Origin of the sequence: Staphylococcus sp. IVB6214 (assembly GCF_025558585.1) — a bacterium.
Classification (GTDB): domain Bacteria; phylum Bacillota; class Bacilli; order Staphylococcales; family Staphylococcaceae; genus Staphylococcus.
Genome location: NZ_CP094723.1, coordinates 1 through 26,248 on the forward strand (window position 1 = coordinate 1; position 26,248 = coordinate 26,248).

The 26,248-nt window shown below is 40.2% G+C and carries 21 protein-coding genes, 2 tRNA genes, 1 riboswitch and 1 other annotated feature; of the genes, 20 read left to right on the top strand and 3 right to left on the bottom strand.

Features of this window, described 5'->3' with window-relative positions:
• The 7 genes from dnaA to gyrA all read left to right on the top strand — a co-directional run bounded on the left by dnaA (position 1) and on the right by gyrA (position 9,562).
• On the top strand, positions 1-1,347 hold the full coding sequence (dnaA, locus tag MUA51_RS00005; RefSeq protein ID WP_262559871.1) for a chromosomal replication initiator protein DnaA: 1,347 nt from the start codon (positions 1-3) through the stop codon (positions 1,345-1,347).
• A 176-nt stretch (positions 1,348-1,523) separates the two neighbouring features.
• The gene (gene dnaN, locus MUA51_RS00010; RefSeq protein ID WP_262559874.1) at positions 1,524-2,657 is read left to right on the top strand and encodes a DNA polymerase III subunit beta; all 1,134 of its coding nucleotides are present in this window, start codon (positions 1,524-1,526) and stop codon (positions 2,655-2,657) included.
• A 133-nt stretch (positions 2,658-2,790) separates the two neighbouring features.
• Positions 2,791-3,480, top strand: coding sequence for a DsbA family protein (locus tag MUA51_RS00015; RefSeq protein ID WP_262559875.1), 690 nt, complete (start codon positions 2,791-2,793; stop codon positions 3,478-3,480).
• 165 nt (positions 3,481-3,645) lie between these two features.
• Positions 3,646-3,876 carry a S4 domain-containing protein YaaA gene (gene yaaA, locus MUA51_RS00020; protein WP_262559876.1) on the top strand — a complete coding sequence of 77 codons (231 nt, stop codon included), beginning with the start codon at positions 3,646-3,648 and terminating at the stop codon, positions 3,874-3,876.
• Positions 3,873-4,988 (top strand): DNA replication/repair protein RecF, encoded by a 1,116-nt coding sequence (recF, locus tag MUA51_RS00025; RefSeq protein ID WP_262559877.1) that lies wholly within the window; start codon positions 3,873-3,875, stop codon positions 4,986-4,988. The genes yaaA and recF overlap by 4 nt, the downstream gene beginning before the upstream one ends.
• A 12-nt stretch (positions 4,989-5,000) precedes the next feature.
• Positions 5,001-6,932, top strand: coding sequence for a DNA topoisomerase (ATP-hydrolyzing) subunit B (gene gyrB / locus MUA51_RS00030; protein ID WP_262559878.1), 1,932 nt, complete (start codon positions 5,001-5,003; stop codon positions 6,930-6,932).
• A gap of 35 nt (positions 6,933-6,967) precedes the next feature.
• The gene (gyrA, locus tag MUA51_RS00035; protein WP_262559879.1) at positions 6,968-9,562 is read left to right on the top strand and encodes a DNA gyrase subunit A; all 2,595 of its coding nucleotides are present in this window, start codon (positions 6,968-6,970) and stop codon (positions 9,560-9,562) included.
• 58 nt (positions 9,563-9,620) lie between these two features.
• Here gyrA and MUA51_RS00040 read toward each other — a convergent pair whose 3' ends face one another.
• Positions 9,621-10,433: an NAD(P)H-hydrate dehydratase gene (locus MUA51_RS00040; RefSeq protein WP_095114929.1), complete on the bottom strand. Its 813-nt coding sequence runs from the start codon at positions 10,431-10,433 to the stop codon at positions 9,621-9,623.
• A gap of 213 nt (positions 10,434-10,646) precedes the next feature.
• On the opposite strand from MUA51_RS00040, the gene hutH reads away from it, so the two are divergent.
• The 10 genes from hutH (at position 10,647) to MUA51_RS00090 (ending at position 22,845) form a co-directional block, all read left to right on the top strand.
• Positions 10,647-12,164: a histidine ammonia-lyase gene (hutH, locus tag MUA51_RS00045; protein ID WP_262559881.1), complete on the top strand. Its 1,518-nt coding sequence runs from the start codon at positions 10,647-10,649 to the stop codon at positions 12,162-12,164.
• A gap of 34 nt (positions 12,165-12,198) precedes the next feature.
• Positions 12,199-12,399: a binding site (T-box leader), on the top strand.
• 76 nt (positions 12,400-12,475) lie between these two features.
• Positions 12,476-13,756 carry a serine--tRNA ligase gene (gene serS / locus MUA51_RS00050; RefSeq protein WP_262559883.1) on the top strand — a complete coding sequence of 427 codons (1,281 nt, stop codon included), beginning with the start codon at positions 12,476-12,478 and terminating at the stop codon, positions 13,754-13,756.
• A gap of 268 nt (positions 13,757-14,024) precedes the next feature.
• Complete coding sequence (locus MUA51_RS00055; RefSeq protein WP_262559884.1) at positions 14,025-14,717, top strand: AzlC family ABC transporter permease; 693 nt, start codon at positions 14,025-14,027, stop codon at positions 14,715-14,717.
• Complete coding sequence (locus MUA51_RS00060; RefSeq protein ID WP_262559885.1) at positions 14,714-15,043, top strand: AzlD domain-containing protein; 330 nt, start codon at positions 14,714-14,716, stop codon at positions 15,041-15,043. The genes MUA51_RS00055 and MUA51_RS00060 overlap by 4 nt, the downstream gene beginning before the upstream one ends.
• A 55-nt stretch (positions 15,044-15,098) precedes the next feature.
• A riboswitch (SAM riboswitch) is annotated at positions 15,099-15,201 on the top strand.
• Positions 15,202-15,271: 70 nt separating this feature from the next.
• A complete protein-coding gene (metX, locus tag MUA51_RS00065) occupies positions 15,272-16,237 on the top strand; it encodes a homoserine O-acetyltransferase MetX (protein ID WP_262559887.1) in 966 nt (321 codons plus the stop codon).
• A 208-nt stretch (positions 16,238-16,445) separates the two neighbouring features.
• Complete coding sequence (locus tag MUA51_RS00070; protein WP_481906614.1) at positions 16,446-17,351, top strand: DUF2232 domain-containing protein; 906 nt, start codon at positions 16,446-16,448, stop codon at positions 17,349-17,351.
• A gap of 11 nt (positions 17,352-17,362) precedes the next feature.
• Positions 17,363-19,330, top strand: coding sequence for a DHH family phosphoesterase (locus MUA51_RS00075; RefSeq protein WP_262559888.1), 1,968 nt, complete (start codon positions 17,363-17,365; stop codon positions 19,328-19,330).
• Positions 19,327-19,773 carry a 50S ribosomal protein L9 gene (gene rplI / locus MUA51_RS00080; RefSeq protein ID WP_095114944.1) on the top strand — a complete coding sequence of 149 codons (447 nt, stop codon included), beginning with the start codon at positions 19,327-19,329 and terminating at the stop codon, positions 19,771-19,773. The genes MUA51_RS00075 and rplI overlap by 4 nt, the downstream gene beginning before the upstream one ends.
• A 98-nt stretch (positions 19,774-19,871) precedes the next feature.
• Positions 19,872-21,272, top strand: a complete 1,401-nt coding sequence (gene dnaB / locus MUA51_RS00085) for a replicative DNA helicase (protein ID WP_262559891.1) — start codon at positions 19,872-19,874, stop codon at positions 21,270-21,272.
• A 286-nt stretch (positions 21,273-21,558) separates the two neighbouring features.
• Positions 21,559-22,845 (top strand): adenylosuccinate synthase, encoded by a 1,287-nt coding sequence (locus tag MUA51_RS00090; protein WP_262559892.1) that lies wholly within the window; start codon positions 21,559-21,561, stop codon positions 22,843-22,845.
• Between the two features lie 160 nt (positions 22,846-23,005).
• Here the strand turns inward: MUA51_RS00090 and MUA51_RS00095 are convergent, their stop codons facing one another.
• Positions 23,006-23,899 carry a YitT family protein gene (locus MUA51_RS00095; RefSeq protein WP_262559893.1) on the bottom strand — a complete coding sequence of 298 codons (894 nt, stop codon included), beginning with the start codon at positions 23,897-23,899 and terminating at the stop codon, positions 23,006-23,008.
• Between the two features lie 106 nt (positions 23,900-24,005).
• On the opposite strand from MUA51_RS00095, the gene MUA51_RS00100 reads away from it, so the two are divergent.
• Together MUA51_RS00100 and MUA51_RS00105 are read left to right on the top strand one after the other, a co-directional pair.
• Positions 24,006-24,080, top strand: a tRNA-Glu gene (locus MUA51_RS00100).
• A gap of 5 nt (positions 24,081-24,085) precedes the next feature.
• A tRNA-Asp gene (locus tag MUA51_RS00105) sits at positions 24,086-24,159 on the top strand.
• Between the two features lie 251 nt (positions 24,160-24,410).
• On the opposite strand, the gene MUA51_RS00110 is transcribed toward MUA51_RS00105, so the two are convergent.
• Complete coding sequence (locus MUA51_RS00110; protein ID WP_262559894.1) at positions 24,411-24,965, bottom strand: TetR/AcrR family transcriptional regulator; 555 nt, start codon at positions 24,963-24,965, stop codon at positions 24,411-24,413.
• Positions 24,966-25,015: 50 nt separating this feature from the next.
• Between MUA51_RS00110 and MUA51_RS00115 the strand changes: the two genes are divergently transcribed.
• On the top strand, positions 25,016-26,035 hold the full coding sequence (locus MUA51_RS00115) for an NADP-dependent oxidoreductase (protein WP_262559895.1): 1,020 nt from the start codon (positions 25,016-25,018) through the stop codon (positions 26,033-26,035).
• The last annotated feature ends 213 nt before the right edge of the window (positions 26,036-26,248 follow it).

Sequence of the window (26,248 nt, forward strand, 5' to 3'; positions counted from 1 at the left end):
ATGACAGAACAAGAAACTTGGGACAACGTTCTGGAGTTGATTCGTAATAAACACGTAAAAGGTCCATCATATGACACTTTTTTTAAAGAAACGAAACTGCATTCGCTTTCTGATGAAAAAGTTGTTTTAGTCGTCAATAATGCTTTTGAAGCGAACTGGTTACTACAATCCTATAAGGGCGTAATCATTGAATCTGTGAATGCCATTACTGGAAAAAACGTAACGCATTTAGAAGTGCTAACTGAAGATGACTTAGATGAACTACGTGCGAATTTTACAACAGCTCAGAATGACGTCAAACCCGTTCAACCCGTAGTCGCACAAGGGGAACAATTCAATACCAAAAATACATTTGATACTTTTGTTATTGGACCGGGCAACCGTTTCCCGCACGCTGCAAGTCTTGCCGTAGCTGAAAAACCAGCACAAGCCTACAATCCATTGTTTATCTATGGAGGCGTCGGTCTAGGTAAAACACACTTGATGCATGCGATTGGGCATTTTGTAATGGAAAATAACAAAGATGCGAAAGTGCTTTATACGACAAGTGAAAAGTTTACGAATGAATTCATTCAATCCATTCGAAACAATGATACGGAATCATTTCGTGAAAAATACCGTAATATCGACGTTTTACTTATTGATGACATTCAATTTATTCAGAAAAAAGAACAGACACAAGAAGAATTTTTCCATACTTTCAATGAATTACATCAAAACAACAAGCAAATTGTCATTTCTAGTGATCGTCCACCAAAGGAAATATCAACTTTGGAAGAACGTCTAAAATCCCGCTTCCAGTGGGGACTCATCGTTGATATTACACCGCCTGATTTGGAAACACGAATGGCAATTTTACAGAAAAAGACGGAAGAAGAGCATCTTGATGTACCTATTGAAGCACTTACTTATATCGCCAATCAGATCCAAACCAACATTCGTGAATTAGAAGGTGCACTCAACCGTGTCAATGCCTTCTCGAATTTGCAAGGTAAACCCATTACGACAGAATTGGCAGCAGAAGCGCTCAAAGATATTATTCAAGAATCACAAAGCAGAAAAATTACCATTCAAGATATTCAAAAGGTTGTCGGTGCATACTATGGTGTGCGAATTGAAGATTTTGCAGCAAAAAAACGTACAAAATCAATCGCATACCCTCGCCAAATCGCAATGTATCTATCTCGTGAACTAACCGACTTTTCTTTACCTAAAATTGGTGAAGAGTTTGGCGGGCGCGATCATACGACCGTGATACATGCACACGATAAAATCAAAAAAGAGCTTGAAAATAATGCTCCGTTAAGACAAGAAATCAAGCAATTTGAAAAAGAGCTTAGAAGTTAGATTGTGGATAGTGTGCAGAAGTTGTACACATCATGCACAAGTTATCCACATGTGCACATCCTTTATTTTTCTTAATTCGTAAAGGTTATCCACTAATCCACAAACCCTACTACTATTATTACGATTTTTAATAATAACTATAACTTATATAAACGACTGAAAGGAGTTTATACTTTATGGAATTCACAATTAAACGTGATTATTTTATTACGCAATTGAACGATACATTAAAAGCCATCTCACCGAGAACCACTTTACCGATTCTAACAGGGATTAAGATCCATGCGACAAACGAAAGTGTCGTATTGACAGGGTCTGATTCTGAAATTTCTATTGAGATTACTATTCCAAACCATATAGATGGTGAAGAAATAGTAACAGTGACAGAACCAGGATCAGTTGTATTACCAGGTCGTTTCTTCGTGGATATTATTAAAAAATTACCAGGAAAAGACGTCAAATTAATAACAAACGAACAATTTCAAACGCTGATAACATCAGGTCATTCAGAATTTAACTTAAGTGGTTTAGATCCAGATCAATACCCACTGTTACCACAAATTTCAAGTGAAGATGCGTTACAACTACCAATCAAAGTATTGAAAAACATCATTGCACAAACAAACTTTGCAGTGTCCACCTCAGAAACACGCCCAGTACTAACAGGGGTCAACTGGCTTATACAAGAAAATGAATTAATATGCACTGCGACCGATTCACACCGCTTGGCTGTAAGAAAGTTGAAATTAGAAGACGAAGATATCAGTGATAAAAATGTCATCATTCCAGGTAAGGCATTAGCTGAATTGAACAAAATTATGTCAGATAGTGATGACCACATTGACATTTACTTTGCTTCGAACCAAGTGCTATTCCGAGTAGGTCATGTCAACTTCATTTCACGCTTATTAGAAGGGCATTATCCTGATACGTCTCGCTTGTTCCCAGAAAACTACGAGATTAAGTTAGGTCTCGATAACAGCGAATTCTATCACGCGATCGACCGTGCATCATTATTAGCGCGTGAAGGTGGCAACAATGTCATCAAGCTCAGCACGGGAGAGAACCAAATTGAATTGTCATCAACATCACCTGAGATTGGAACGGTAAAAGAAGAAATTACAGCAAATGATGTTGAAGGTGGCAACTTAAAAATTTCTTTCAACTCGAAATACATGATGGATGCATTGAAAGCCATTGATCACGATGAAGTAGAAGTCGCATTTTTCGGTACGATGAAACCATTTATTTTAAAACCAAAAGACGATGATACGGTGACGCAATTAATCTTGCCAATCCGCACATACTAGAGAGAAAAGCTAGGGCGATACGCCTTAGCTTTTTTCGTTCTGTACAGAAGTAATATATTTTACTCATACGTGTAGTGATGTAGGGGCGAAATCGAGTATAATAAAACTATATGTAATCTTGGAGGAACAGAATATGAAAGTTAAAAAGACGCTGTTGATTGGCGTTGTCATTTGTTTATTTGTACTTGCTGTTTTAGGAACATTCTCTTTTTCAAGCGATTCAAAAGATAAATTGGACAGTAAAGCCTTGCATAAAGACACTGCTTTACAGCCACAAATCGGCAACAAGAAGAGCGACGTGAAACTCGTACTTTTCGGTGACTATAAATGCCCGTATTGCGGAGATTTTGAAAGCCAAATATTACCAAAAATTCAAAAAGACTATATCGAAACGAATAAAGTTGAACTCCGTTATGTGAATGTACTCATTCATGGCGAGGAGTCTAAGTTATCGACACGTGCGTCATTAGCGGTTAATAAATTTGCACCAGAAGCGTATTGGTCATTCCATGAAGCATTATATCGCGCGCAGCCGAAGTCAAAAGAAGCCGTGTCAGATGACAAGTGGTTAACAGAACAACTTGTTGAAAAAGAAATCAACAAGTTGAAGATTAAGCCAGAACAGAAGAAACAAATTTTGAATGCTTACAACGATAAAGTATTTCATCAACAAGCGAAGCATGATGATCAATTGGCGAAACAATACAAAGTATCTAAAGTGCCATCTTTATATGTGAATGGTGAACGTGTAAAAGATGTCACTGATTATGAAGCAGTCAAAGGTGCGATTGATCAAGCGCTTGACGAACAGAAAAACAAATAAACAGATAGTGGATTTTGTCTGCTGCTATCACATCAAAGAACAAGGTGTGTTGCTCATTTGTTTCACATGAAACTTTTAGCGACACACCTTAAATAAATATGCATTTCTACATGAAATTTAGCGGATAAAAAGGTATAATAGACTAGGTGAGCAATTACGAATGGAGTGATAATTTTGGCTGAGGAAGTTACAGTGGATAGCGTTTTGACATTAGGTCAGTTTTTGAACTATGAAGGTATTATCGAATCAGGTGGCCAAGCAAAATGGTTTTTACAAGAATATGATGTGTTTTTGAACGGTGAGCACGAGACACGTCGTGGTAAAAAGTTAAGTGATGGCGATGTGATTGAGATTCCTGAAGTAGGATCTTATGTGATTAAAATTGGTGAACAATGAAGTTAACAACACTCCAGTTGGAAAACTATCGGAACTATGCGCAAGTTGATTTGGCATGTCATCCGGAAGTCAACATACTCATTGGAGAGAATGCACAAGGTAAGACGAACTTACTTGAGTCAATTTACACATTGGCCTTAGCTAAAAGTCACAGAACAACGAACGACAGAGAGTTGATTCGGTTCGATGCAGAGTATGCTAAAATAGAAGGTGAATTAAGCTTTAGACATGGTCATATGCCTTTGACAATGTTCATTACGAAAAAGGGCAAAAAGGCAAAGGTCAATCATTTAGAACAGAGTCGCTTGACGCAATACATCGGTCATCTTAACGTTGTTCTATTTGCGCCAGAAGATCTCAATATTGTAAAAGGCGCGCCACAAGTGAGACGTCGTTTTATTGATATGGAGCTTGGACAGATATCAAGTTTGTATTTGAATGACTTATCGCAATATCAACGCATACTCAAACAGCGAAATCATTATTTGAAACAACTACAACTCAAGCAACAAAAAGATACGACAATGCTAGAGGTGTTGAATCAACAGTTTGCAACATATGCAGTCAAGGTGACTTTGAGACGCCAGCAGTTTATTGCAGAACTTGAAACACTCGCAGCACCGATTCATTCAGGGATTACGAATGGCAAGGAACGCTTGACATTGCAGTACATGCCGAGTATCAAGATACAAGACGTCGCGCAAGGTGAGGAAGGCTTAACCAATGATGTGTTTGAATCACTACAAGCCTCCCTTACGAAAGAGATTGAGCGTGGTGTGAGTTTGCAAGGACCACATCGAGATGATCTTGGCTTTCAAGTGAATGAGATGGATGCGCAGACGTTTGGTTCTCAAGGGCAGCAACGTACAACGGCACTCTCAATTAAGCTAGCTGAAATAGAATTAATGCAGCAAGAAGTGGGGGAATACCCCATTTTGTTGCTTGATGACGTATTAAGTGAGTTAGATGATTCTCGACAAACGCATTTGTTGAGCACGATACAACATAAAGTACAGACATTTGTAACAACGACATCCGTGGATGGTATCGACCATGAAATAATGAAAGATGCTAAAATATATCGAATTGCAGAAGGAAATATTAAGAAATAGTAGAAAGTGAAGGTGGAAGCATTGGCTGATGTGAACAACACAGAAAACTATGGTGCGAGTCAGATTCAGGTATTAGAAGGTCTCGAAGCGGTTCGTAAGCGACCAGGGATGTATATTGGCTCGACTGCAGAACGTGGTCTACACCATCTCGTATGGGAGATTGTAGATAACAGTATTGACGAGGCACTTGCAGGCTATGCAGATACGATTGAAGTCGTCATTGAAAAAGACGATTGGATCAAAGTAACAGATAACGGTCGTGGTATCCCGGTCGATATCCAAGAGAAGATGGGACGTCCAGCTGTCGAAGTTATTCTTACAGTGCTTCATGCCGGCGGTAAGTTTGGCGGTGGCGGATATAAAGTATCAGGTGGTTTACACGGTGTAGGTTCGTCGGTTGTAAACGCATTGAGTGAGACACTCGAAGTATACGTGCACCGAGATGGTCGTATTCATCACCAATCATACAAACGCGGCGTGCCGGAATTTGATTTGAAACAGATTGATGATACAGATAAAACGGGAACAGTTATCCGCTTCAAGGCAGATGCTGATATTTTCCAAGAAACAACGGTTTATAACTATGAGACATTACAAAAACGTATTAGAGAGTTAGCATTCTTGAACAAAGGGATACAAATCACATTGCGAGATGAACGAGATGATGAGGCGCCACGAGAAGATAACTACTACTACGAAGGCGGGATTAAGTCTTACGTTGAGTTGATTAACGAGAAGAAAGAGCCGATTCATCCAGAGCCTATTTACGTGCATGAACAACGTGATGATGTTGAAGTGGAAATAGCCTTACAGTATAACAGTGGCTATGCGACTAATTTGCTGACATATGCGAACAACATCCATACGTATGAAGGTGGGACACACGAGGACGGCTTTAAACGGGCGCTGACACGTGTTCTTAATAGTTATGGATTACAGTCCAAAATTATCAAAGAAGACAAGGAGCGTCTCTCTGGTGAAGATACACGTGAAGGTTTAACTGCGGTTATCTCTATCAAGCATGGTGATCCACAATTTGAAGGACAAACGAAGACGAAGTTAGGGAACTCAGAAGTGCGTCAAATTGTAGACCGTACGTTTTCAGAGCTGTTTGAGCGCTTCTTGCTGGAAAATCCACAAGTAGGTCGTACAATCGTTGAAAAAGGTATTATGGCATCCAGAGCACGTATTGCGGCTAAGAAGGCACGTGAAGTGACACGTCGTAAAACGGCTTTAGATATTTCGAGCTTACCGGGTAAACTGGCGGACTGTTCAAGTAAAGATCCGTCAGAAAGTGAAATCTTCTTAGTAGAGGGTGACTCTGCCGGGGGGTCTACGAAGTCAGGACGTGACTCACGTATTCAAGCAATCTTGCCATTGCGTGGGAAAATTCTTAACGTAGAAAAAGCACGATTAGATAAGATTTTAAATAACAACGAAATCCGTCAAATGGTCACAGCATTCGGAACGGGTATTGGTGGCGAATTCGATATTTCAAAAGCAAGATATCACAAGATCGTGATCATGACCGATGCAGATGTCGATGGTGCACATATCCGTACGTTGTTACTAACTTTCTTCTATCGCTTTATGCGTCCGTTGATTGAAGCGGGCTATGTGTACATTGCACAACCGCCACTTTATAAATTAACGCAAGGTAAACAAAAATATTATGTCTTTAATGATCGCGAATTAGACAAGTTAAAAGAACAGCTGAATCCAACACCGAAATGGTCGATTGCACGCTATAAAGGTTTGGGTGAGATGAACGCCGATCAGTTGTGGGAGACAACAATGAATCCAGAAAATCGTGCGATGTTACAAGTAACGCTAGACGATGCGATTGAAGCGGATCAAACGTTCGAAATGTTAATGGGCGATGTCGTTGAGAACCGTCGCCAGTTCATTGAAGATAACGCTGTCTATGCCAACCTGGATTTCTAATATGAACACTTGAAAATGAAAAGGAGGATATCTTGATGGCTGAAACATCTGAATCAAGAATCAATGAACGGAATATCAGCAAAGAGATGCGTGAATCATTTTTGGACTATGCCATGAGTGTTATCGTATCTCGTGCATTGCCAGACGTAAGAGATGGTTTGAAGCCTGTGCATCGCCGTATACTTTATGGTTTGAATGAACAAGGCATGACGCCGGATAAACCTTACAAAAAATCAGCACGTATCGTTGGGGACGTAATGGGTAAGTATCACCCGCATGGTGACTCATCTATTTACGAAGCCATGGTACGTATGGCACAAGAGTTCAGCTACCGTTACCCACTGGTAGATGGTCAAGGGAACTTCGGTTCAATGGACGGTGATGGTGCTGCCGCAATGCGTTACACAGAGGCGCGAATGACGAAGCTTGCGCTAGAACTTTTAAGAGATATTAACAAAGATACGATTGATTTTATCGACAACTACGATGGGAACGAACGAGAGCCGAGCGTCTTGCCGTCTCGCTTCCCGAACTTATTAGTGAACGGTGCATCAGGGATTGCGGTTGGGATGGCAACGAATATCCCACCGCACAATATGCGTGAAGTTATTGACGGTGTGTTGAGTTTGAGTCATAACCCAGATATTTCAACAGCAGAACTGATGGAAGACATCCAAGGACCAGACTTCCCAACAGCGGGTTTAATTCTTGGTAAGAGTGGCATTCGTCGAGCGTATGAAACAGGACGTGGCTCTATCATGATGCGTGCAAAAGCTGATATCGAATCACGTGGTGGTGGTCGTGAACGCATCGTTGTGACTGAAATTCCTTTCCAAGTGAACAAGGCACGTATGATTGAGAAGATTGCGGATCTCGTTCGTGATAAGAAGATTGAAGGCATAACAGATTTGCGTGATGAGACAAGTTTACGTACAGGTGTCCGCATCGTTATTGACGTTCGTAAAGATGCCAATGCAAGTGTCATTTTGAACAACTTGTATAAACAAACACCATTGCAAACATCATTTGGTTTCAACATGATTGCATTAGTGAATGGTCGTCCACAGCTGATTACTTTGAAAGAAGCACTATACCATTATTTAGAGCATCAGAAGGAAGTCGTACGTCGTCGTACTGCATACAATTTGCGTAAAGCAAAAGACCGTGCCCACATTCTTGAAGGATTGCGTATTGCGCTCGATCATATCGATGAGATTATTGCGATTATCCGTGAATCAGAGACAGACAAAGTCGCAATGGATAGTTTACAGACACGTTTCTCATTGTCAGAACGCCAAGCGCAAGCTATTTTAGATATGCGTTTACGTCGTTTGACAGGTCTAGAGCGAGACAAGATTGAAAATGAATACAACGAGTTGATTGCTTATATCGCTGAGTTAGAAGAGATTCTAGCAGACGAAGAAAAGTTACTCGCATTGGTACGTGAAGAGTTAACAGATATCAAAGAGCGTTACGGTGATGATCGTCGTACAGAAATTCAATTAGGTGTCGTTGATCACTTGGAAGATGAAGACTTAATCCCAGAAGAGCAAATTGTGATCTCATTAAGTCACAACAACTATATTAAACGATTACCAGTATCGACGTATCGTGCACAAAATCGAGGTGGACGTGGTGTTCAAGGTATGAATACGCTTGAAGACGACTTCGTAAGCCAACTCGTAACGACAAGTACGCATGATGATGTCCTCTTCTTTACGAACAAAGGACGTGTGTATAAGTTACGTGGCTATGAAGTGCCGGAACTCTCACGTCAGTCTAAAGGCATTCCAGTCGTCAATGCGATTGCGCTTGAGAGTGATGAAGTAATCAGTACAATGATTGCTGTGAAAGACTTGGATTCTGAAGATAACTTCCTAGTCTTTGTCACGAAAAATGGCTTGGTGAAACGTTCAGCATTAAGCAACTTTAACCGCATCAACAAAAACGGTAAAATTGCGATTAAGTTTAGAGATGACGATGAGCTTGTAGCGGTTCGTTTGACGGATGGCCATAAACACATTCTCATCGGTACATCACAAGCTTCACTCATTCGCTTCAAAGAGACAGATATTCGTGCGATGAGCCGAATTGCAGCGGGTGTGAAAGGTATTTCATTACGTGGGGACGATGAAGTTATTGGTCTCGGTGTTGCAGATGAAGATACCGAAGCGGAAATTCTTGTCGTGACGGAAAAAGGATACGGTAAGCGTACACCGATCAGTGAATACCGCTTGTCACGTCGTGCAGGTATGGGTATTAAGACAGCCAATATTACTGAGCGTAACGGTAAGCTTGTGTGTATCGCAACAGTTGAAGGTGATGAAGATGTGATGGTCGTAACAGATCACGGCGTCATCATCCGTATGGAAGTAGAAGACATTTCTGTAAATGGTCGTAATACACAAGGGGTGCGCTTGATTCGTCTTGATGATGATCAGTTCGTTTCTACGGTTGCTAAGGTAAAGCAGGAACCCGATGACTTAGAAACGGAAGAACAAGACGGCGGGGTGTCTAAAGTGTCTGAAACAGGCAGCGATAATGCTGACGGTTCAAAAGAGATATTGAGAGAAGACTTCATGGCACGTGTTGAAGAAGACATTGCTAATGAAGATGAAATAGACGAATAACAGTCCATATAAAAAAGGTTCAGAGCATACGGATGTTCTGAACCTTTTTGCGTCTATATTATTGTTCGAGTTGTTTCATTGCGTAAGGAATTTCGTCAATGATTTTTGAAGGTGGAACGACATACATATCTTTCGACAATTTTTCTCCAATGTAGCTATGTGTATAGGCAGCGCTTGTCACGGCATCAATTGTGTCATCAAATTGACCGATGAAGCTTGTAATCATCCCAGCTAGTGTATCGCCCATTCCGCCTGTTGCCATAGCAGGTGTACCAATTTCTAGCTTATATTCATTGTCTCTGAAAAAGATTTCAGTGCCGTGCTTCTTCAAAACAACTGTTGCGCCAATCTTATCAACAGCAGCACGATTGCGTTCATACGTCTGTTCTTCAATTGGAATACCACTGAGACGTTCCCATTCTTTTTGATGTGGTGTGTAAATGATTTTGCATGGTGGGATTTCTGGTTTGAGCTTACTCATAATAGAAATCGCATCGCCATCAACAATCAACGTATGGTGTGATTGAATATTTTGTAGCAAGAATGTCATCGCATTGTTCCCTTTAAAGTCGAGCCCAAGTCCTGGACCGATTAAGATACAATCTGACTGTTCGATGACTTTTGTCAGTTTCTTCGTATCATTAATATCAATCACCATCGCTTCTGGACAGCGTGAATGGAGTGCGACATGGTTCGTTGGATGCGTTGCTACCGTAATCAAACCACTCCCACTATACACGCATGCACGTGCGGCTAACATAATCGCGCCACCTAACGTTGCATTACCACCGATCAGAAGAATACGACCATAGTCACCTTTGTGCGTATCTTGTTTGCGTTTCGGTATTCTAACATCCGACAATATTTCCATAGAGCAAGAACCTCCTATCTGATATTCCATTATTACAACAAGATATGATATACGGGTGTGACTTATTCGTCAATAGATAAAATAAGGCGATTTAGCGTGGCATTCAAGTAACGCGCTACCTAATAACGAATATGACCCCAGCTATTGTGTAAGTGATAGCTGGAATCTATACTGAAATGAGGATGGCAAGAAATAGCAAAGGGGTTGGATAAGATGGTTTTATATTTAACAGGTGATCAACTTAGGATAAATGATATACGTGACTTCTTACATGAACAGACAACCGTAGAAATTACAGAAGATGCACTCACACGTGTCAAAGAGAGTCGGGCAATCGTAGAACGTATTATTGAAAACAAAGAGACTGTTTACGGTATTACAACAGGATTTGGTTTGTTCAGTGATGTGTTGATCGATCCACAACAATACAATCAACTACAAGTCAATCTGATACGCTCACACGCATGCGGGGTAGGGGACCCGTTCTCACAAGAAGTATCATTAGTCATGATGGTATTACGACTGAACACGCTGCTAAAAGGGCACTCTGGGGCGACAGTTGATCTCGTCAGACAGTTACAATTCTTTATCAATCAAAGAATCATTCCGGTAATTCCACAACAAGGTTCACTGGGGGCATCGGGGGACTTAGCCCCTTTATCACACTTAGCTTTAGCTTTAATAGGAGAAGGGCGTGTCTATTATCATGGACAGATGTTAGACAGCTCGGATGTCTTGGATAGTTTAGATAGAGCCCCATTAAAGTTACAAGCCAAAGAAGGCTTGGCATTAATCAACGGAACACAAGCAATGACTGCACAAGGAGTTGTGACAATGATTGAAGCGGAGCATTTGGCTTATGAGGTAGAGTGGATTGCTGCATTAACACATCAAGCGCTGAGAGGGATAACAGATGCGTATCATACGTCTGTTCATACAGTGCGGAATTTTGATGAACAGACAGATGTAGCAAGACGGATGTTAGACTGGCTTGAAGGATCAAAGCTGACAACACGACAAGGAGAGTTACGTGTACAAGATCCGTACACATTACGTTGTATTCCACAAATACATGGTGCGAGTTTTCAAGTATTCAATTATGTACGTGAGAAGTTAGAATGCGAGATGAATGCAGCCAATGACAATCCATTGATTTTTGATGAAGGAGACGAAACGTTAGTCATCTCTGGTGGGAACTTTCACGGACAACCGATTGCGTTTGCATTGGACTTCTTAAAAATTGGTTTGAGCGAGCTGGCTAATGTATCAGAGAGACGTCTAGAACGTCTTGTTAATCCACAGTTGAATGGTGGTTTACCTGCATTTTTAAGCCCAGAACCGGGGCTACAAAGTGGTGCGATGATTATGCAGTATGCGGCGGCAAGTCTTGTATCAGAGAATAAGACATTGGCGCATCCAGCAAGCGTTGATTCTATTCCATCGTCAGCGAATCAAGAAGATCATGTATCAATGGGGACGATTGCGGCAAGACACGGATACAAAATATTAGAAAATGTACGTCGTGTGATTGCGATTGAGGCGATTATTGCATTGCAAGCAGTTGAATTGAGAGGGATTGAAGGGCTTTCGCCAAAAACACGAGAACAGTACGAAGCACTACGTGAAATCGTGCCGTCAATTACAGAAGATCGCCAATTCCATAAAGATATTGAAGATGTGGCGAATTATTTACAAAAAGGTGCGTATTATGATAGGGCTTGCAATTTATAAAATAGTCTGATATATTAAATATAAATTCAGAATAATTAATTGTTTGTGGACTAAGTAATATCTGAATCCTAACAGAGAGTTTGTGGTCGGTGTGAACAAACAGGTGATAAAGATATGAAATCTACCCACATATTAAGAACAATTCGGGTAAAACCGTTAACTTTTGTTGAGCGCAGGCATATTTTTAATATGCTTGTTAAATAGGGTGGCAACGCGTAGTAACCACGTCCCTTGTAATAGGGACGTGGTTTTTTTTATGGGTTCCCCCAAAAAATAAATCTCACTAATACACAAAGAAAGGATGTCGCACTATGTTAGACATTAAATTATTCAGAAACGAGCCTGAGAAAGTTAAAGAGAAGATTCAATTACGTGGAGATGATCCGGTTGTTGTTGATGAAGTGTTAGAACTTGATCAAAAACGCCGTGAACTAATTAAACAAACAGAAGAATTAAAAGCAGAGCGCAATAAAGCATCTGAATTAATTGCTGAAAAGAAACGTAATAACGAAGACACTGAAGAAGCAATCCAAATGCAACGCCAAGCAGGAGAAAAAGTAAAAGAAATCGATGCAGAACTTAAAGAAGTGGATAATGCATTACAAGATAAATTATCACGTATTCCTAACTTAATTCATGATGATGTGCCACAAGGTGCAGACGATACTGAAAACGTTGAATTGAAAAAATGGGGCACACCACGTGAATTTGACTTTGAAGCAAAAGCACACTGGGATCTTGTTGAAGAGTTAGGTATGGCAAACTTTGAACGTGCTGCACGTGTATCTGGTGCACGCTTTGTATTCTTAACAAACGAAGGTGCGAAGTTAGAGCGTGCCTTAATCAACTACATGTTGACAAAACATACAACACAACATGGTTACACTGAAATGAATGTACCACAACTTGTAAACCGTCACTCAATGTATGGAACAGGTCAACTACCTAAGTTTGAAGAAGACTTATTCAAAGTTGAAAAAGAAGGTCTTTACACAATTCCAACGGCAGAAGTACCATTAACAAACTACTACCGTGAAGAAGTGATTCAACCGGGTGTGTTACCTGAAAAATTCACAGGACAATCTGCATGTTTCAGAAGTGAAGCAGGATCTGCTGGTCGTGATACACGTGGCTTAATCCGTCTTCACCAATTCGAAAAAGTTGAAATGGTGCGCATTGAAAAACCTGAAGATTCTTGGAATGCATTAGAAGAAATGACTGGTAACGCAGAAGCGATTCTTGAGGAATTAGGCTTACCATACCGTCGTGTGATTTTATGTACTGGAGACATTGGCTTCGGTTCAAGTAAAACTTACGATTTAGAAGTATGGTTACCAAGTTACAACGACTATAAAGAGATCAGCTCTTGCTCAAACTGTGTTGATTTCCAATCACGTCGTGCAAACATCCGCTTCAAACGCGACAAAGATGCAAAACCTGAATATGTACACACATTAAACGGTTCTGGTTTAGCAGTAGGTCGTACATTTGCAGCTATCGTTGAAAACTATCAAAATGAAGATGGTTCTATCACAATCCCAGAAGCACTTGTACCATTCATGGGCGGACAAACAGTCATTGAACCAAAATAATTCTCGGTACCAATATTTACTCTCTAAATTAATATAGATACACGAAGGCCTTTCGAAGTGAATTCTCTCTCACTTTGAAAGGTCTTTTTTAATATTAAGACATCCCTAGACTCTCTATTGTCAGAAAATTTAGTGATATAAAACGGTGTTTTAACAGTGTTTTTAGACATCGGTTTGTGTGCATGCACTGTGAAGGTTGTCTAACAATGTAGATTTTGAAATTGTTTTGTAATACAATAAGTTTAATTTTGATGAAGGGGGTCACATCATGGCATATCAGACATTCAGACAAGGCATCAAAGATTGTATTCCAACCTTGCTTGGATACGCAGGTATTGGATTTTCATTCGGTGTCGTGGGGAGTACCTCTGGCTTCAATCTATTCGAAATCGCATTATTGTCCATTTTAATTTATGCTGGAGCAGCGCAATTCATCGTGATTGCTTTGATGGCTGTTCATACGCCCGTATGGGTCATCGTCTTAACCACGTTAATTGTCAACAGTCGAATGTTTTTGTTGAGTATGACGTTAGCTCCGTCCTTCAAATCAGAAACATTAGGTCATCGTGTCGGCATCGGCGCATTGTTGACGGACGAGACATTTGGTGTAGCCATCACACCTTATTCAAAAGGGGAGATGATTGGTCGTAACTGGATGCATGGCTTGAATATTACAGCATATCTATTTTGGATTTTTACGACAATTCTTGGTGCTGCGCTCGGTGACTTTGTGAGTCGACCGGAAATGTTTGGACTTGATTATGCGATATTAGCGATGTTTGTTTTCTTGGCAGCGGCACAATTAGAGGGCGTACAGAAGTCTAAGATACGTCTATATATGTTGCTCATCTGTGTTGTCACCGTATTAATGCTTGTATTAAGTCTATTTATGCCGTCTTATCTCGCAATTATGATTGCATCAATATTGACGGCGACATTAGGGATGGTGATGGAACAATGACATGCTATTTCTTAATTGCGGTCGTCTTATCAGGCGTTGTAACATTGCTCGTGCGCATTTTGCCACTTGTGATGATTTCACGACTCGAACTCTCTGAGAAATTCATCAAATGGCTCTCATTTATTCCGATTACGTTATTTACAGCACTTGTCGTCGATGGCTTGATAAAGCAGCAAAGCGGTGTATTTGGCTATGCGATCAACTGGACGTTTGTCATTGCGCTCATTCCAACAATATGGATTGCATTACGTACACGGAGTTTGACAATAACGGTATTGGTGGGGATGGTAGCTGTGGCGTTATTGAGACTGATGATGGCTCCTTGATGTTGTTTTATAGACAAAAATAGTGTATCATAACACTTAATTTAAATATGCTGAAAACTTATTGAGAGAAGCTGAGGGATTTGGCCCGTTGACGCTTCAGCAACCACTTATATACAAGAACGGTGCTACAACCAACGATTGCGGTCGGATAATAAGTCATCCTATATAGATAAGACTGTATCGTTGTTGGCTCAATGATACAGTTTTTAATTTTTAGGAGGGCGAGCAATGAGCAACTATACCGTAGATACGTTACATTTAGGAACATTCACAACAGAATCAGGCGAAACAATTCAAGATTTACAATTGCGCTATGAATACGTCGGTTACAAAGGGCAGCCATTGGTTCTCGTTTGCCATGCTTTAACGGGCAATCACCTAACTTATGGCACAGATGAACAGCCAGGGTGGTGGCGTGAAATTATCGATGGTGGGTATATGCCATTTCACGACTATCAGTTTTTGACATTTAACGTCATCGGTAGTCCGTTTGGATCGAGTTCACGTGCCAATGACAGCGACTTTCCAGAGCATTTAACGATGCGTGATATTGTTAGAGCAATCGAACTCGGCGTGAAGGCACTCGGTTATACAGAAATTGATATTCTGATTGGAGCGTCACTCGGTGGCATGCAGGTGATGGAGCTGTTATACAATCGACAGTTTCACGTGAAAAAAGCGGTGATTCTTGCAGCAACAGCGAAGACGTCTTCGTATAGTCGTGCATTTAACGAAATTGCACGTCAAGCCATTCATATAGGGGGGACGGAAGGTTTGAGCATTGCACGACAACTTGGGTTCTTAACTTACCGCTCTTCGAAAAGTTACGAGTCAAGATTCACACCTGATGAAGTCGTCGCTTATCAAAAACATCAAGGGGACAAGTTCAAGTCATCTTTTCATTTAGAGAGTTACTTAACACTGCTCGATGTCTTAGATAGTCATGATATTTACCGTGGTCGTGATGACGTTAGTGCTGTATTTCGCATGCTCGACACGAAAGTTTTAACGATAGGTTTCGTCGATGACTTGCTGTATCCAGATGATCAAGTTGAAGCGGTCGGTCAACATTTTCGATATCATCGTCACTTCTTCGTTCCTGACAACGTCGGTCATGACGGCTTCCTGCTAAACTTCAATGATTGGGCACCTTATCTCTATCATTTCTTAAAAGTTTCCCGTTTTCGTCGCTAGGCTTAGACGGATATCCGACATTTTGTTATAATCAAAGGAATGAAGAAAAGAAGGGGTAAAATTTTGAATATGCGTATGCATAACAAGACGTAGACGCCTCATTCTATTCATATTTTGTCAGTGTCGTATCAATCCAAGTCATTGTATTCACACGGCAAAATTTGTAAAATAAGCGATAAAGAAATAAATTAGTTTGGAAGTGGCGTTATTGTTTTCAAAAATACAGTTTAAGCCAATGTTGCTATGTACACTTGCATGGCTGTTGGTCATCTTAGTAATAGACTTCTTACCCGCATTAGGATTGATTGTTGCACTGTTTGCAACACTCCCGGGTATTATATTATGGCATCGCTCAATCCATTCGTTCGGCTTTAGCGTCTTTGTTACATTCATCTTTGCCACATTAACAGGTAGTGTCTTGTTGATGAGCTTTATGATGATTGTTTTCGTAATCAGCGCATTGATTGGACGTCTGTTACAGCAGCGTGCTTCTAAAGAGCGCATCTTGTATATGACAACATTGGTATCGAGTGTATTAACGCTAGGTGTGATGATGTTTTTACAAAGCATTCAACAATTACCTTATGCTCATGAAATGTTAGAACCTTATCAAGCCGTCGTAGATCAAGCAGCTGCAATGCAAGATGTAGATGAAGCATCAAAAGAAGTATTGAATGCATCGGTACAACAACTTGCTATACAAATGCCAGGTTTGATTGTCATTGCATTGGCAATTTTCATGTTTTTAACACTCGTTATTATTTGTCCTATTTTGCGTAAGTTCAAGATTGCAACGCCCGTATTCAGACCTCTCTTTTTATGGCAGATGGGACGTTCAGTTTTCATTATTTATGCGATCGCTTTGTTGGTAGGCATAACAACAGAACCTGCAACGACAATGAATAGTATCAGTGTGAATTTTCAAATTGTACTCGGCTTTTTACTAGTTATTCAAGGTTTGAGTTTTATCCATTATGTATGTGTGATGAACCGTCTACATATTAGTTTGACGATTGTGTTTGTCATGTTAGGTATTGCATTTTATCCTTTAACACGCTTAATTGGATTGTTAGATATAGGTTTAAATTTAAAAGCTATGATTAAAAAACGATAAGAGGTGACAAAATGAATCGTCATGCTATAAAGAAGGCACTGGTCATCCCGTTTGTATTGATGACGCTTGCTGCCATGATAAGCGTTGGTGTCTTGGTGCTTTTTAACAAGATGTTTGCACTCGCGCTCGCATTAGGCTTGTTCGTTGTGCTTATCATTTGTGCAGTACTTCTGAAACGTATGTATCAACATTTTGATCGCTACATTGATCAGTTGAGCGGTAAGATTTCAGTTGGAAGTGATAGAGCGGTCAAAACGATGCCAATGGGATTGATTGTATTAGACGATGCAGAACAAATTGAATGGGTCAATCCGTTTATGTCAGAACGTATCGAACGCAATGTGATTTCAGATCCAATCAATGAAGTGTACCCAAATATTTTGAAACGATTAGAAAAAGCGAAAGAAATTGAATACCAAGATGGTCCATACGCATATCGTGTCAAATATTCAGAAGAAGAGAAAATACTTTACTTCCTTGATATGACAGAAGAAACTGAAATTCGACAAGAATATGAAGATCAACAACCGATTATTGCAACGTTGTTTTTGGATAACTACGATGAAATTACACAAAATATGAATGATACGCAGCGTTCAGAGATTAACGCTATGGTAACACGTGTTATCAGCCGTTGGGCACAGACACATAACGTTTACTTCAAGCGTTATAGCTCAGATCAATTCGTTGCGTATTTGAACAGACGTATTTTACGAGAAATTGAAGAGAGCAAGTTTGACATTTTAAGTCAATTGCGTGAGAAGAGTAGTGGTTACCGTGCACAACTGACATTCAGTATTGGTGTTGGAGAAGGCTCCGAAAACTTAATCGATCTTGGCGAACTTTCACAATCAGGTCTTGACTTGGCATTGGGTCGTGGTGGAGACCAAGTGGCGATTAAAAATATTAATGGTAACGTTCGTTTCTACGGGGGTAAGACTGACCCGATGGAAAAACGGACACGTGTTCGTGCACGTGTTATCTCGCATGCGCTGAAAGACATCTTGCTTGAAGGTGACAAAGTAATCGTGATGGGACATAAGCGCCCAGACTTAGATGCGATTGGTGCAGCAATTGGTGTCACACGCTTTGCAATGATGAATAATTTGGATGCATATGTCGTGTTGAATGATTCAGATATTGATCCAACACTTCAACGTGTGATGGATGAGATCAATGAAAAACCAGAGCTGAAAGAACGTTTCATTACATCTGATGAAGCATGGGATATGATGACATCTAGAACAACTTTGGTAGTTGTTGATACGCATAAACCAGAAATGGTGATGGATGAGAACATTTTAAATAAAGCAAACCGCAAAGTTGTGATTGACCACCACCGTCGTGGCGACAGCTTTATCTCGAATCCATTGCTTGTTTACATGGAACCTTATGCAAGTTCTACGGCTGAACTTGTTACCGAGTTGCTTGAATATCAGCCGACAGAGCAACGTTTGACACGACTTGAGTCGACTGTCATGTATGCGGGAATTATCGTCGATACACGTAACTTCACGTTGCGTACAGGATCACGGACATTTGATGCAGCGAGCTACTTGCGTGCACACGGTGCCGATACGATTCTGACACAACACTTCTTAAAAGATGACATCGAGACATACATTAATCGTTCTGAACTAATACGTACGGTTGTGTTACAAGATAACGGCATTGCGATTGCACACGGTGCAGATGACAAAATCTATCACCCTGTAACAGTTGCCCAAGCGGCAGATGAATTGTTGAGTTTGGACGGTGTGGAGGCGTCGTATGTCGTTGCACGCCGAGAGCAGGACTTAGTCGGAATGTCTGCACGCTCACTGGGTGGCTTTAACGTTCAGTTAACGATGGAAGCACTCGGAGGTGGCGGCCATCTTACAAATGCGGCGACGCAGATGAAAGATGTAACGGTGGAAGCAGCAATCGAACAGTTGAAAACAGCAATTGCGGAACAAATAGACAGGAGTGACGAATCATGAAAGTAATTTTCACACAAGACGTAAAAGGTAAAGGGAAAAAAGGCGAAATTAAAGATGTGCCAGTTGGCTATGCGAATAACTTCTTAATCAAAAATGGTTATGCGGTTGAAGCGACACCTGGTAACTTAAAGCAACTTGAACAAAAAAATAAACGTATTGAAAAAGAAAAACAACAAGAATTTGAAGATGCGAAAGCGTTAAAAGAAAAGCTTGAAACACTTGAAGTTGAAGTGAAAGCAAAGTCAGGTGAAGGCGGCAAATTATTCGGTTCAATCAGTACGAAGCAAATCGCTGAAGCATTGAACAAACAACACGGTATCAAGCTGGATAAACGTAAAATGGACTTACCGAACGGAATTCATGCGTTAGGTTATACAAACGTACCTGTGAAGTTACACAAAGATGTAGACGGTACGATTCGTGTTCATACAGTAGAACAATAAGAGCGTGATGGAGCGTGTTAAGAGGCTGGGGCATAATGACATGTTCCAGCCTTAAAATATCAAATAAATGTGCAATTTAGTTAAAGGAGGCTGATGGCATGGATGGTATGTTTGAACATAATCAAATGCCACATAGTCATGAAGCGGAACAATCTGTATTAGGTGCGATATTTTTAGATCCTGAACTTATCTCCACGACACAGGAGATCTTAATGCCGGAATCTTTTTATCGTGCGCCGCATCAACATATTTTCCGTGCCATGATGCATTTAAATGAAGATGGTAATGACATAGATATCGTGACCGTGTTAGATCGCTTAACACAAGACGGTGTTGTCAATGAAGCGGGTGGCGCACAATATTTAGCTGAGATTACGTCTAGCGTGCCGACAACACGGAACATCGAATATTATACGAATGTTGTCTTCAAGCATGCGATGAAACGTAAACTGATTCATACAGCAGATAGTATCGCAAGTGATGGCTATAACGACGAATTAGATTTAGATACCATTTTAAATGATGCAGAACGACGTATTTTAGAACTGTCTACAACCCGTGAAAGTGATGGTTTCAAAGATATTCGTGATGTTTTAAGTCAAGTATATGAAAATGCAGAAGAACTCGATCAAAACAGCGGTCAAACACCGGGGATTCCAACAGGTTATCGCGATCTTGACCAGATGACAGCAGGTTTCAACCGCAATGATTTGATTATTTTAGCAGCCCGTCCATCGGTAGGTAAGACTGCCTTCGCACTGAATATTGCACAAAAAGTCGCAACACACGAAGACAATTATACGGTCGGTATCTTTTCTCTTGAGATGGGCGCCGACCAGTTAGCAACACGTATGATATGTAGTTCGGGAAATGTCGATTCGAATCGTCTGAGAACAGGAACGATGACAGAAGAAGACTGGAATCGCTTCACAGTGGCTGTCGGTAAGCTGTCACGAACGAAGATTTTTATTGATGATACACCGGGCATACGTATTACAGATATTCGTTCGAAATGTCGACGCCTCAAGCAAGAACATGGGCTTGATATGATTGTGATCGACTACTTACAATTGATTCAAGGAAGCGGTTCTCGTGCGTCAGATAACCGTCAACAAGAAGTCTCTGAAATTTCACGTATGCTCAAGGCAATTGCCCGTGAACTAGAATGCCCAGTCATAGCGCTCAGTCAGCTATCACGTGGTGTAGAGCAACGACAAGATAAGCGACCAATGATGAGTGACATTCGTGAATCAGGATCGATTGAACAAGATGCGGACATCGTCGCCTTCTTATATCGTGATGATTATTATAATCGTGGGGACAGTGATGAAGACGATGATGATGCAAGCTTTGAACCACAAACGAACGATGAAAATGGTGAAATTGAAATCATTATCGCCAAGCAACGTAACGGTCCAACAGGGACTGTTAAACTGCACTTCATGAAACAATACAATAAATTTACAGATATTGATTATGCACATGCAGAAATGGCATAAAAAAATATTACGCCAAAAACCGTACTTTAAAACTAATTATTTGTTTTATGTGCGGTTTTTGTATTGTATTAGATGATAATTTTTAAATTTAGTTAGGATTTTAAAATCATTTAATGTACTATAAAAAACCTTGTATAATGCGTGGTTGACACTGTTGTGCGTTGTTGTGTATCGAACAGTGATACCGAGAGTTAGATCAAAATGAATGTTCGTTTTTTCATTTGCATTCGCAGAGAGTTATTGGTAGAATACACTTGGTTAATTGAGAAAACTTGGAGGTGCTCTTATGTCATCAATCGTAGTAGTTGGGACACAATGGGGAGACGAAGGTAAAGGTAAGATTACAGACTTTTTAGCAGAACAAGCAGACGTGATTACACGTTTTTCAGGTGGAAACAACGCAGGTCACACAATTAAGTTTGACGGTGAAACATACAAATTGCACTTGGTACCATCTGGTATTTTCTACAAAGACAAACTATCCGTAATCGGTAACGGTGTCGTTGTAGATCCAGTTGCAATTTTAAAAGAATTAGATGCGTTAAATGAACGTGGTATCGCAACAGATAATTTACGTATCTCAAACCGTGCACACGTGATTTTACCTTATCATCTAATGCAAGATGAGCTTGAAGAGGCCCGTCGTGGTGATAACAAAATTGGTACAACGAAAAAAGGTATCGGCCCAGCATACGTAGACAAAGCACAACGTATCGGTATCCGTATGGCTGATCTTTTAGACAAAGACGTATTCGAGAAGCGCTTAAAAGAAAACTTAGACTACAAAAATGACTATTTCAAAGGAATGTTCAACGCAGAAGCGCCTGCATTTGAAGATATTTTTGAAACATACTACGCAGCAGGTCAACGTCTTGCGCCGTATGTAACGGACACAGCGAAAGTATTGGACGATGCATTTGTTGCAGATGAGCGTGTACTATTTGAAGGGGCACAAGGTGTCATGTTAGACATCGACCACGGAACGTACCCATTCGTTACATCTAGTAACCCAATCGCAGGTAACGTAACAGTTGGTGCAGGTGTGGGTCCAACAAATGTTTCAAAAGTTGTCGGTGTATGTAAAGCCTATACGTCACGTGTAGGTGATGGTCCATTCCCAACAGAATTGTTCGACGAAGACGGTCACCATATTCGTGAAGTTGGTCGTGAATACGGAACAACAACAGGACGTCCACGTCGTGTCGGCTGGTTCGACTCAGTAGTATTACGTCACTCTCGTCGTGTGAGCGGTATTACAGACTTATCAATCAACTCAATCGATGTCTTGACTGGCTTAGATACAGTGAAAATCTGTACAGCATACGAGCTAGATGGCAAAGAGATTACAGAGTATCCAGCAAACTTAAATGATTTAAAACGCTGCAAACCAATCTTTGAAGAGTTACCAGGTTGGACAGAAGATATTACAAGTGTTCGTACATTAGACGAATTACCAGATAACGCACGTCGTTATTTAGAGCGTATTTCTGAGTTGTGTAACGTTCATATCTCAATCTTCTCAGTAGGTCCAGACCGTAACCAAACAAATGTTGTAGAACAATTGTGGGTATAATTGAATGATGCGGTAAGTCTACCGGATACACTTCGGAAAGACTGCCCCTTGAATAAAAGCCTAAGACATGCACTGTCTTAGGCTTTTATGCTAAAAAAATCTATTTACATATTTAGGACTTAAGCGACTTAAGTGATAAATATGTAAATAGATTGCATGATTAGTGGATATCGCATTTTTTATGGTTACCGCCACGTACTTCTGATACGTTACCGATAGAAAGAAATGCACTGTCATCAATTTCCATTACAATGTCTTTCAATTTTGCTTCTTCTAGACGTGTAATGACACAGAAAATGACACGTTTATCTTCACCTGTATAAGCGCCTTCTCCTTTCAAATATGTGACACCTCGTCCTAAGCGTGAATTGATGGCTTCACCAATGTCTTTGTAAGCATCACTGATGACCCATACTGATTTGGATTCATCAAAGCCGAGTAATACCGTATCAATCATTTTTGATGCGATGAAATAGGCAACAACACTAAACAGTGCACTTTCCCATGTGAAGACGAAGCCTGCAACTGCGAAGATAAAGAAGTTGATAATCATCACAATTTCACCAACTGAAAATGGAACTTTGTTCTGTACGAGAATAGACAGTATTTCTGTCCCATCGAGTGATCCGCCATATCTTAGAACGATACCGACACCAATACCGAGTACGGCACCACCAAAAATTGTCACGAGAAACTTATCATCAATCACCGGATCAATAGGATGAAGTAAAATAGTAGAGATAGATAGCACTGTGATTGCGTAAATAGTAGAAATCGCAAAAGTTTTACCGATCTGCTTATAACCTAAGAAGAAAAACGGTAAATTAAGAAGAAAGATAAACACACCGAGCTTCCATCCTGTTAGATGTGATAAAATAATTGAAATACCGACAATGCCCCCATCGAGCAATTGATTCGGAACGAGAAATAATTCTAATGCGACACCCATTAATAGTGCGCCGAGTGTGATAAAGAAAAAGCGTTTTACAAAATACGTCGCACGTTTAGGCTTTTCCCGCTTGTAAGATACAGTTTGTGATTCCGGAATTTCCATATATTGTCCCCCTTTTAGTCGTCTATAAAAAATTATACAAAAAAAATCAAAAAAAATCTTGTCAACGAGAAAAGACGATGCTATAATAATTTTTGTGTTAAAGAACGGCTCCTTGGTCAAGCGGTTAAGACACCGCCCTTTCACGGCGGTAACACGGGTTCGAGTCCCGTAGGAGTCACCATTTATGGTCCCGTAGTGGAGCGGTTTAACACGCCTGCCTGTCACGCAGGAGATCGCGGGTTCGATTCCCGTCGGGACCGCTAATTGCTCATCCAATAGGATGAGCTTTTTTATTATGTAAAAGTATTACTGATAACGTCCAAAGCGTCCACCGAATGGTGTGCGCTTTTTTTAATACTTTTATAAGAAAAAAGAGAGTTGAATCAGTCGTCATTTTAAAAAAATTATGTTATATTTCAGTTACAAAAATTCAAAATTGTAACTAGCTAATTATTTAAACAACAAAAAACCTTTAACTTATGTTAATAAAACAACATAAATTAAAGGAGATTTAAACACTTTGTTTGATTAAGTCAAACGTCATCTCAAAGCGATGTGCATAGTCGGGTAAATCCCACATATCTTTGAACATTGGTAATGTGAAGGTAGAAAATGCAGAAAGAATAACTTCAGCTTTTTCAATATGAGACACATCATACCCCATTTGCTGTTGAATACGCACATAACAAGGCGTTAAAACTTCTCGCAACATAAACGGATCTTTATCGATATAACGTGTATTCAGATCAAACATCACTTTGTTCGAATGATATGTCTCTCGTTTGGCATTTACAAACGCCCAAAGGTAATCATGGAGCCATTGCGTTTTGTCCGTATATGTAGCGTCATCGATGTCAATGCGTCCGATGATATGCGTCATAAACCAATCTTTACAAACAGCAGTCCATAAGGCTTGTTTGTTATCAAAGTGTTTGTAGATAGCAGCGTGTGTGACATCCAGTGCTTCAGCAATTTTGGACAGTGAGATCTCTGTCTGCTGTGTTTCTTGAATTATCGTTTGTGCTGTTGTAATGATTAATGATTTGGTTATTTTTTGTTTTTCCATAAATACTATATTATCACAAAAAACTAAAATAAGAAGAGGTGCCAATTTATATGAAGGCCGTGCAATTACAGAAATATAATAAAGATTTAAATGTAACAGTGAATGAAATACCTGTCCCAACCATTCAAACAGATGAGGTATTAATCAAGGTCGCATATGCAGCAATTAACCCTTTAGAAAAGTTGACAATTACAGGTGCTGTAAAACTAATTCAAGACTATCCTAAGCCAGTCACACTCGGCAATGAATTGTCAGGAACAGTTGTAGAAGTAGGACAAGCCGTTCAAAGTTTGGCTGCAGGGGATGTCGTCTATACACGCCTACCCATCACACGCATCGGAGCATTTGCTGAATATGTTGCCGTAAAAGCTGACTTTTTGACAACCATTCCTAAAAATATAGATGCAAAAACAGCAACTGCAGCACCATTAACAGGCTTAACAGCATATCAAGCATTAACAGAAGAACTTGAAGTAGAAGCAGGGAAAACACTTTTCATCTCTGGTGGTTCAGGTAGCTTCGGACAGATGGCAGTCCCGCTTGCAAAATCAATGGGGCTTAAAGTTATAATTTCAGGAAATACACGCTCAAAAGATGCTTTCTTAGCAAAAGGGGTTGATCAATATATCGACTATACGAAGGAAAACTACTGGGAAGTCTTATCCGATGTGGATTATGTTATCGACACATTAGGGCCAAAAGAATTTGAGAAGGAATTGTCGATTATGAAGCCGGGTGGAAAGATTGTCAGCCTAATCAATGCACCGAACAAAGCATTTGCAGAGAAACAAGGATTTTCGAAGTTTAAAACATTGTTATTTACATTAGCTGGGCAAAAATTTGATCGCAAGGCGAAAGCACAAGGTGTGACATACCGCTTCATCTTTGTACGTGCTGATGGTGAACAATTGAAAGTCATCACGGACATGATTGAGCGTGAAAATATCGTTCCGGCCGTAGACCCACGTATCTTCAATATCGACGAAATAGAAACAGCACTTGATTATACATTCAATCAACGTACAAATGGCAAAGTATTGATTCAATTCGATACAGAGCGTACACAATAAAATTGAAATACAGCTGGATGCATGACAACTGAGCATGTTATCCAGTTTTTTTATGGAATTATTTTCTGATGTATGGATGGCATAGAAAAGTAAAAGGATAGAATTCACACTTTAGAAGTGATACATTATAAGGTATAGGAGTGTGAACTTGAGCGCTATGTATAGTGGCTCATCACATATTAAAACATGTTCAGCGTTTCGGCGTTGGATGAA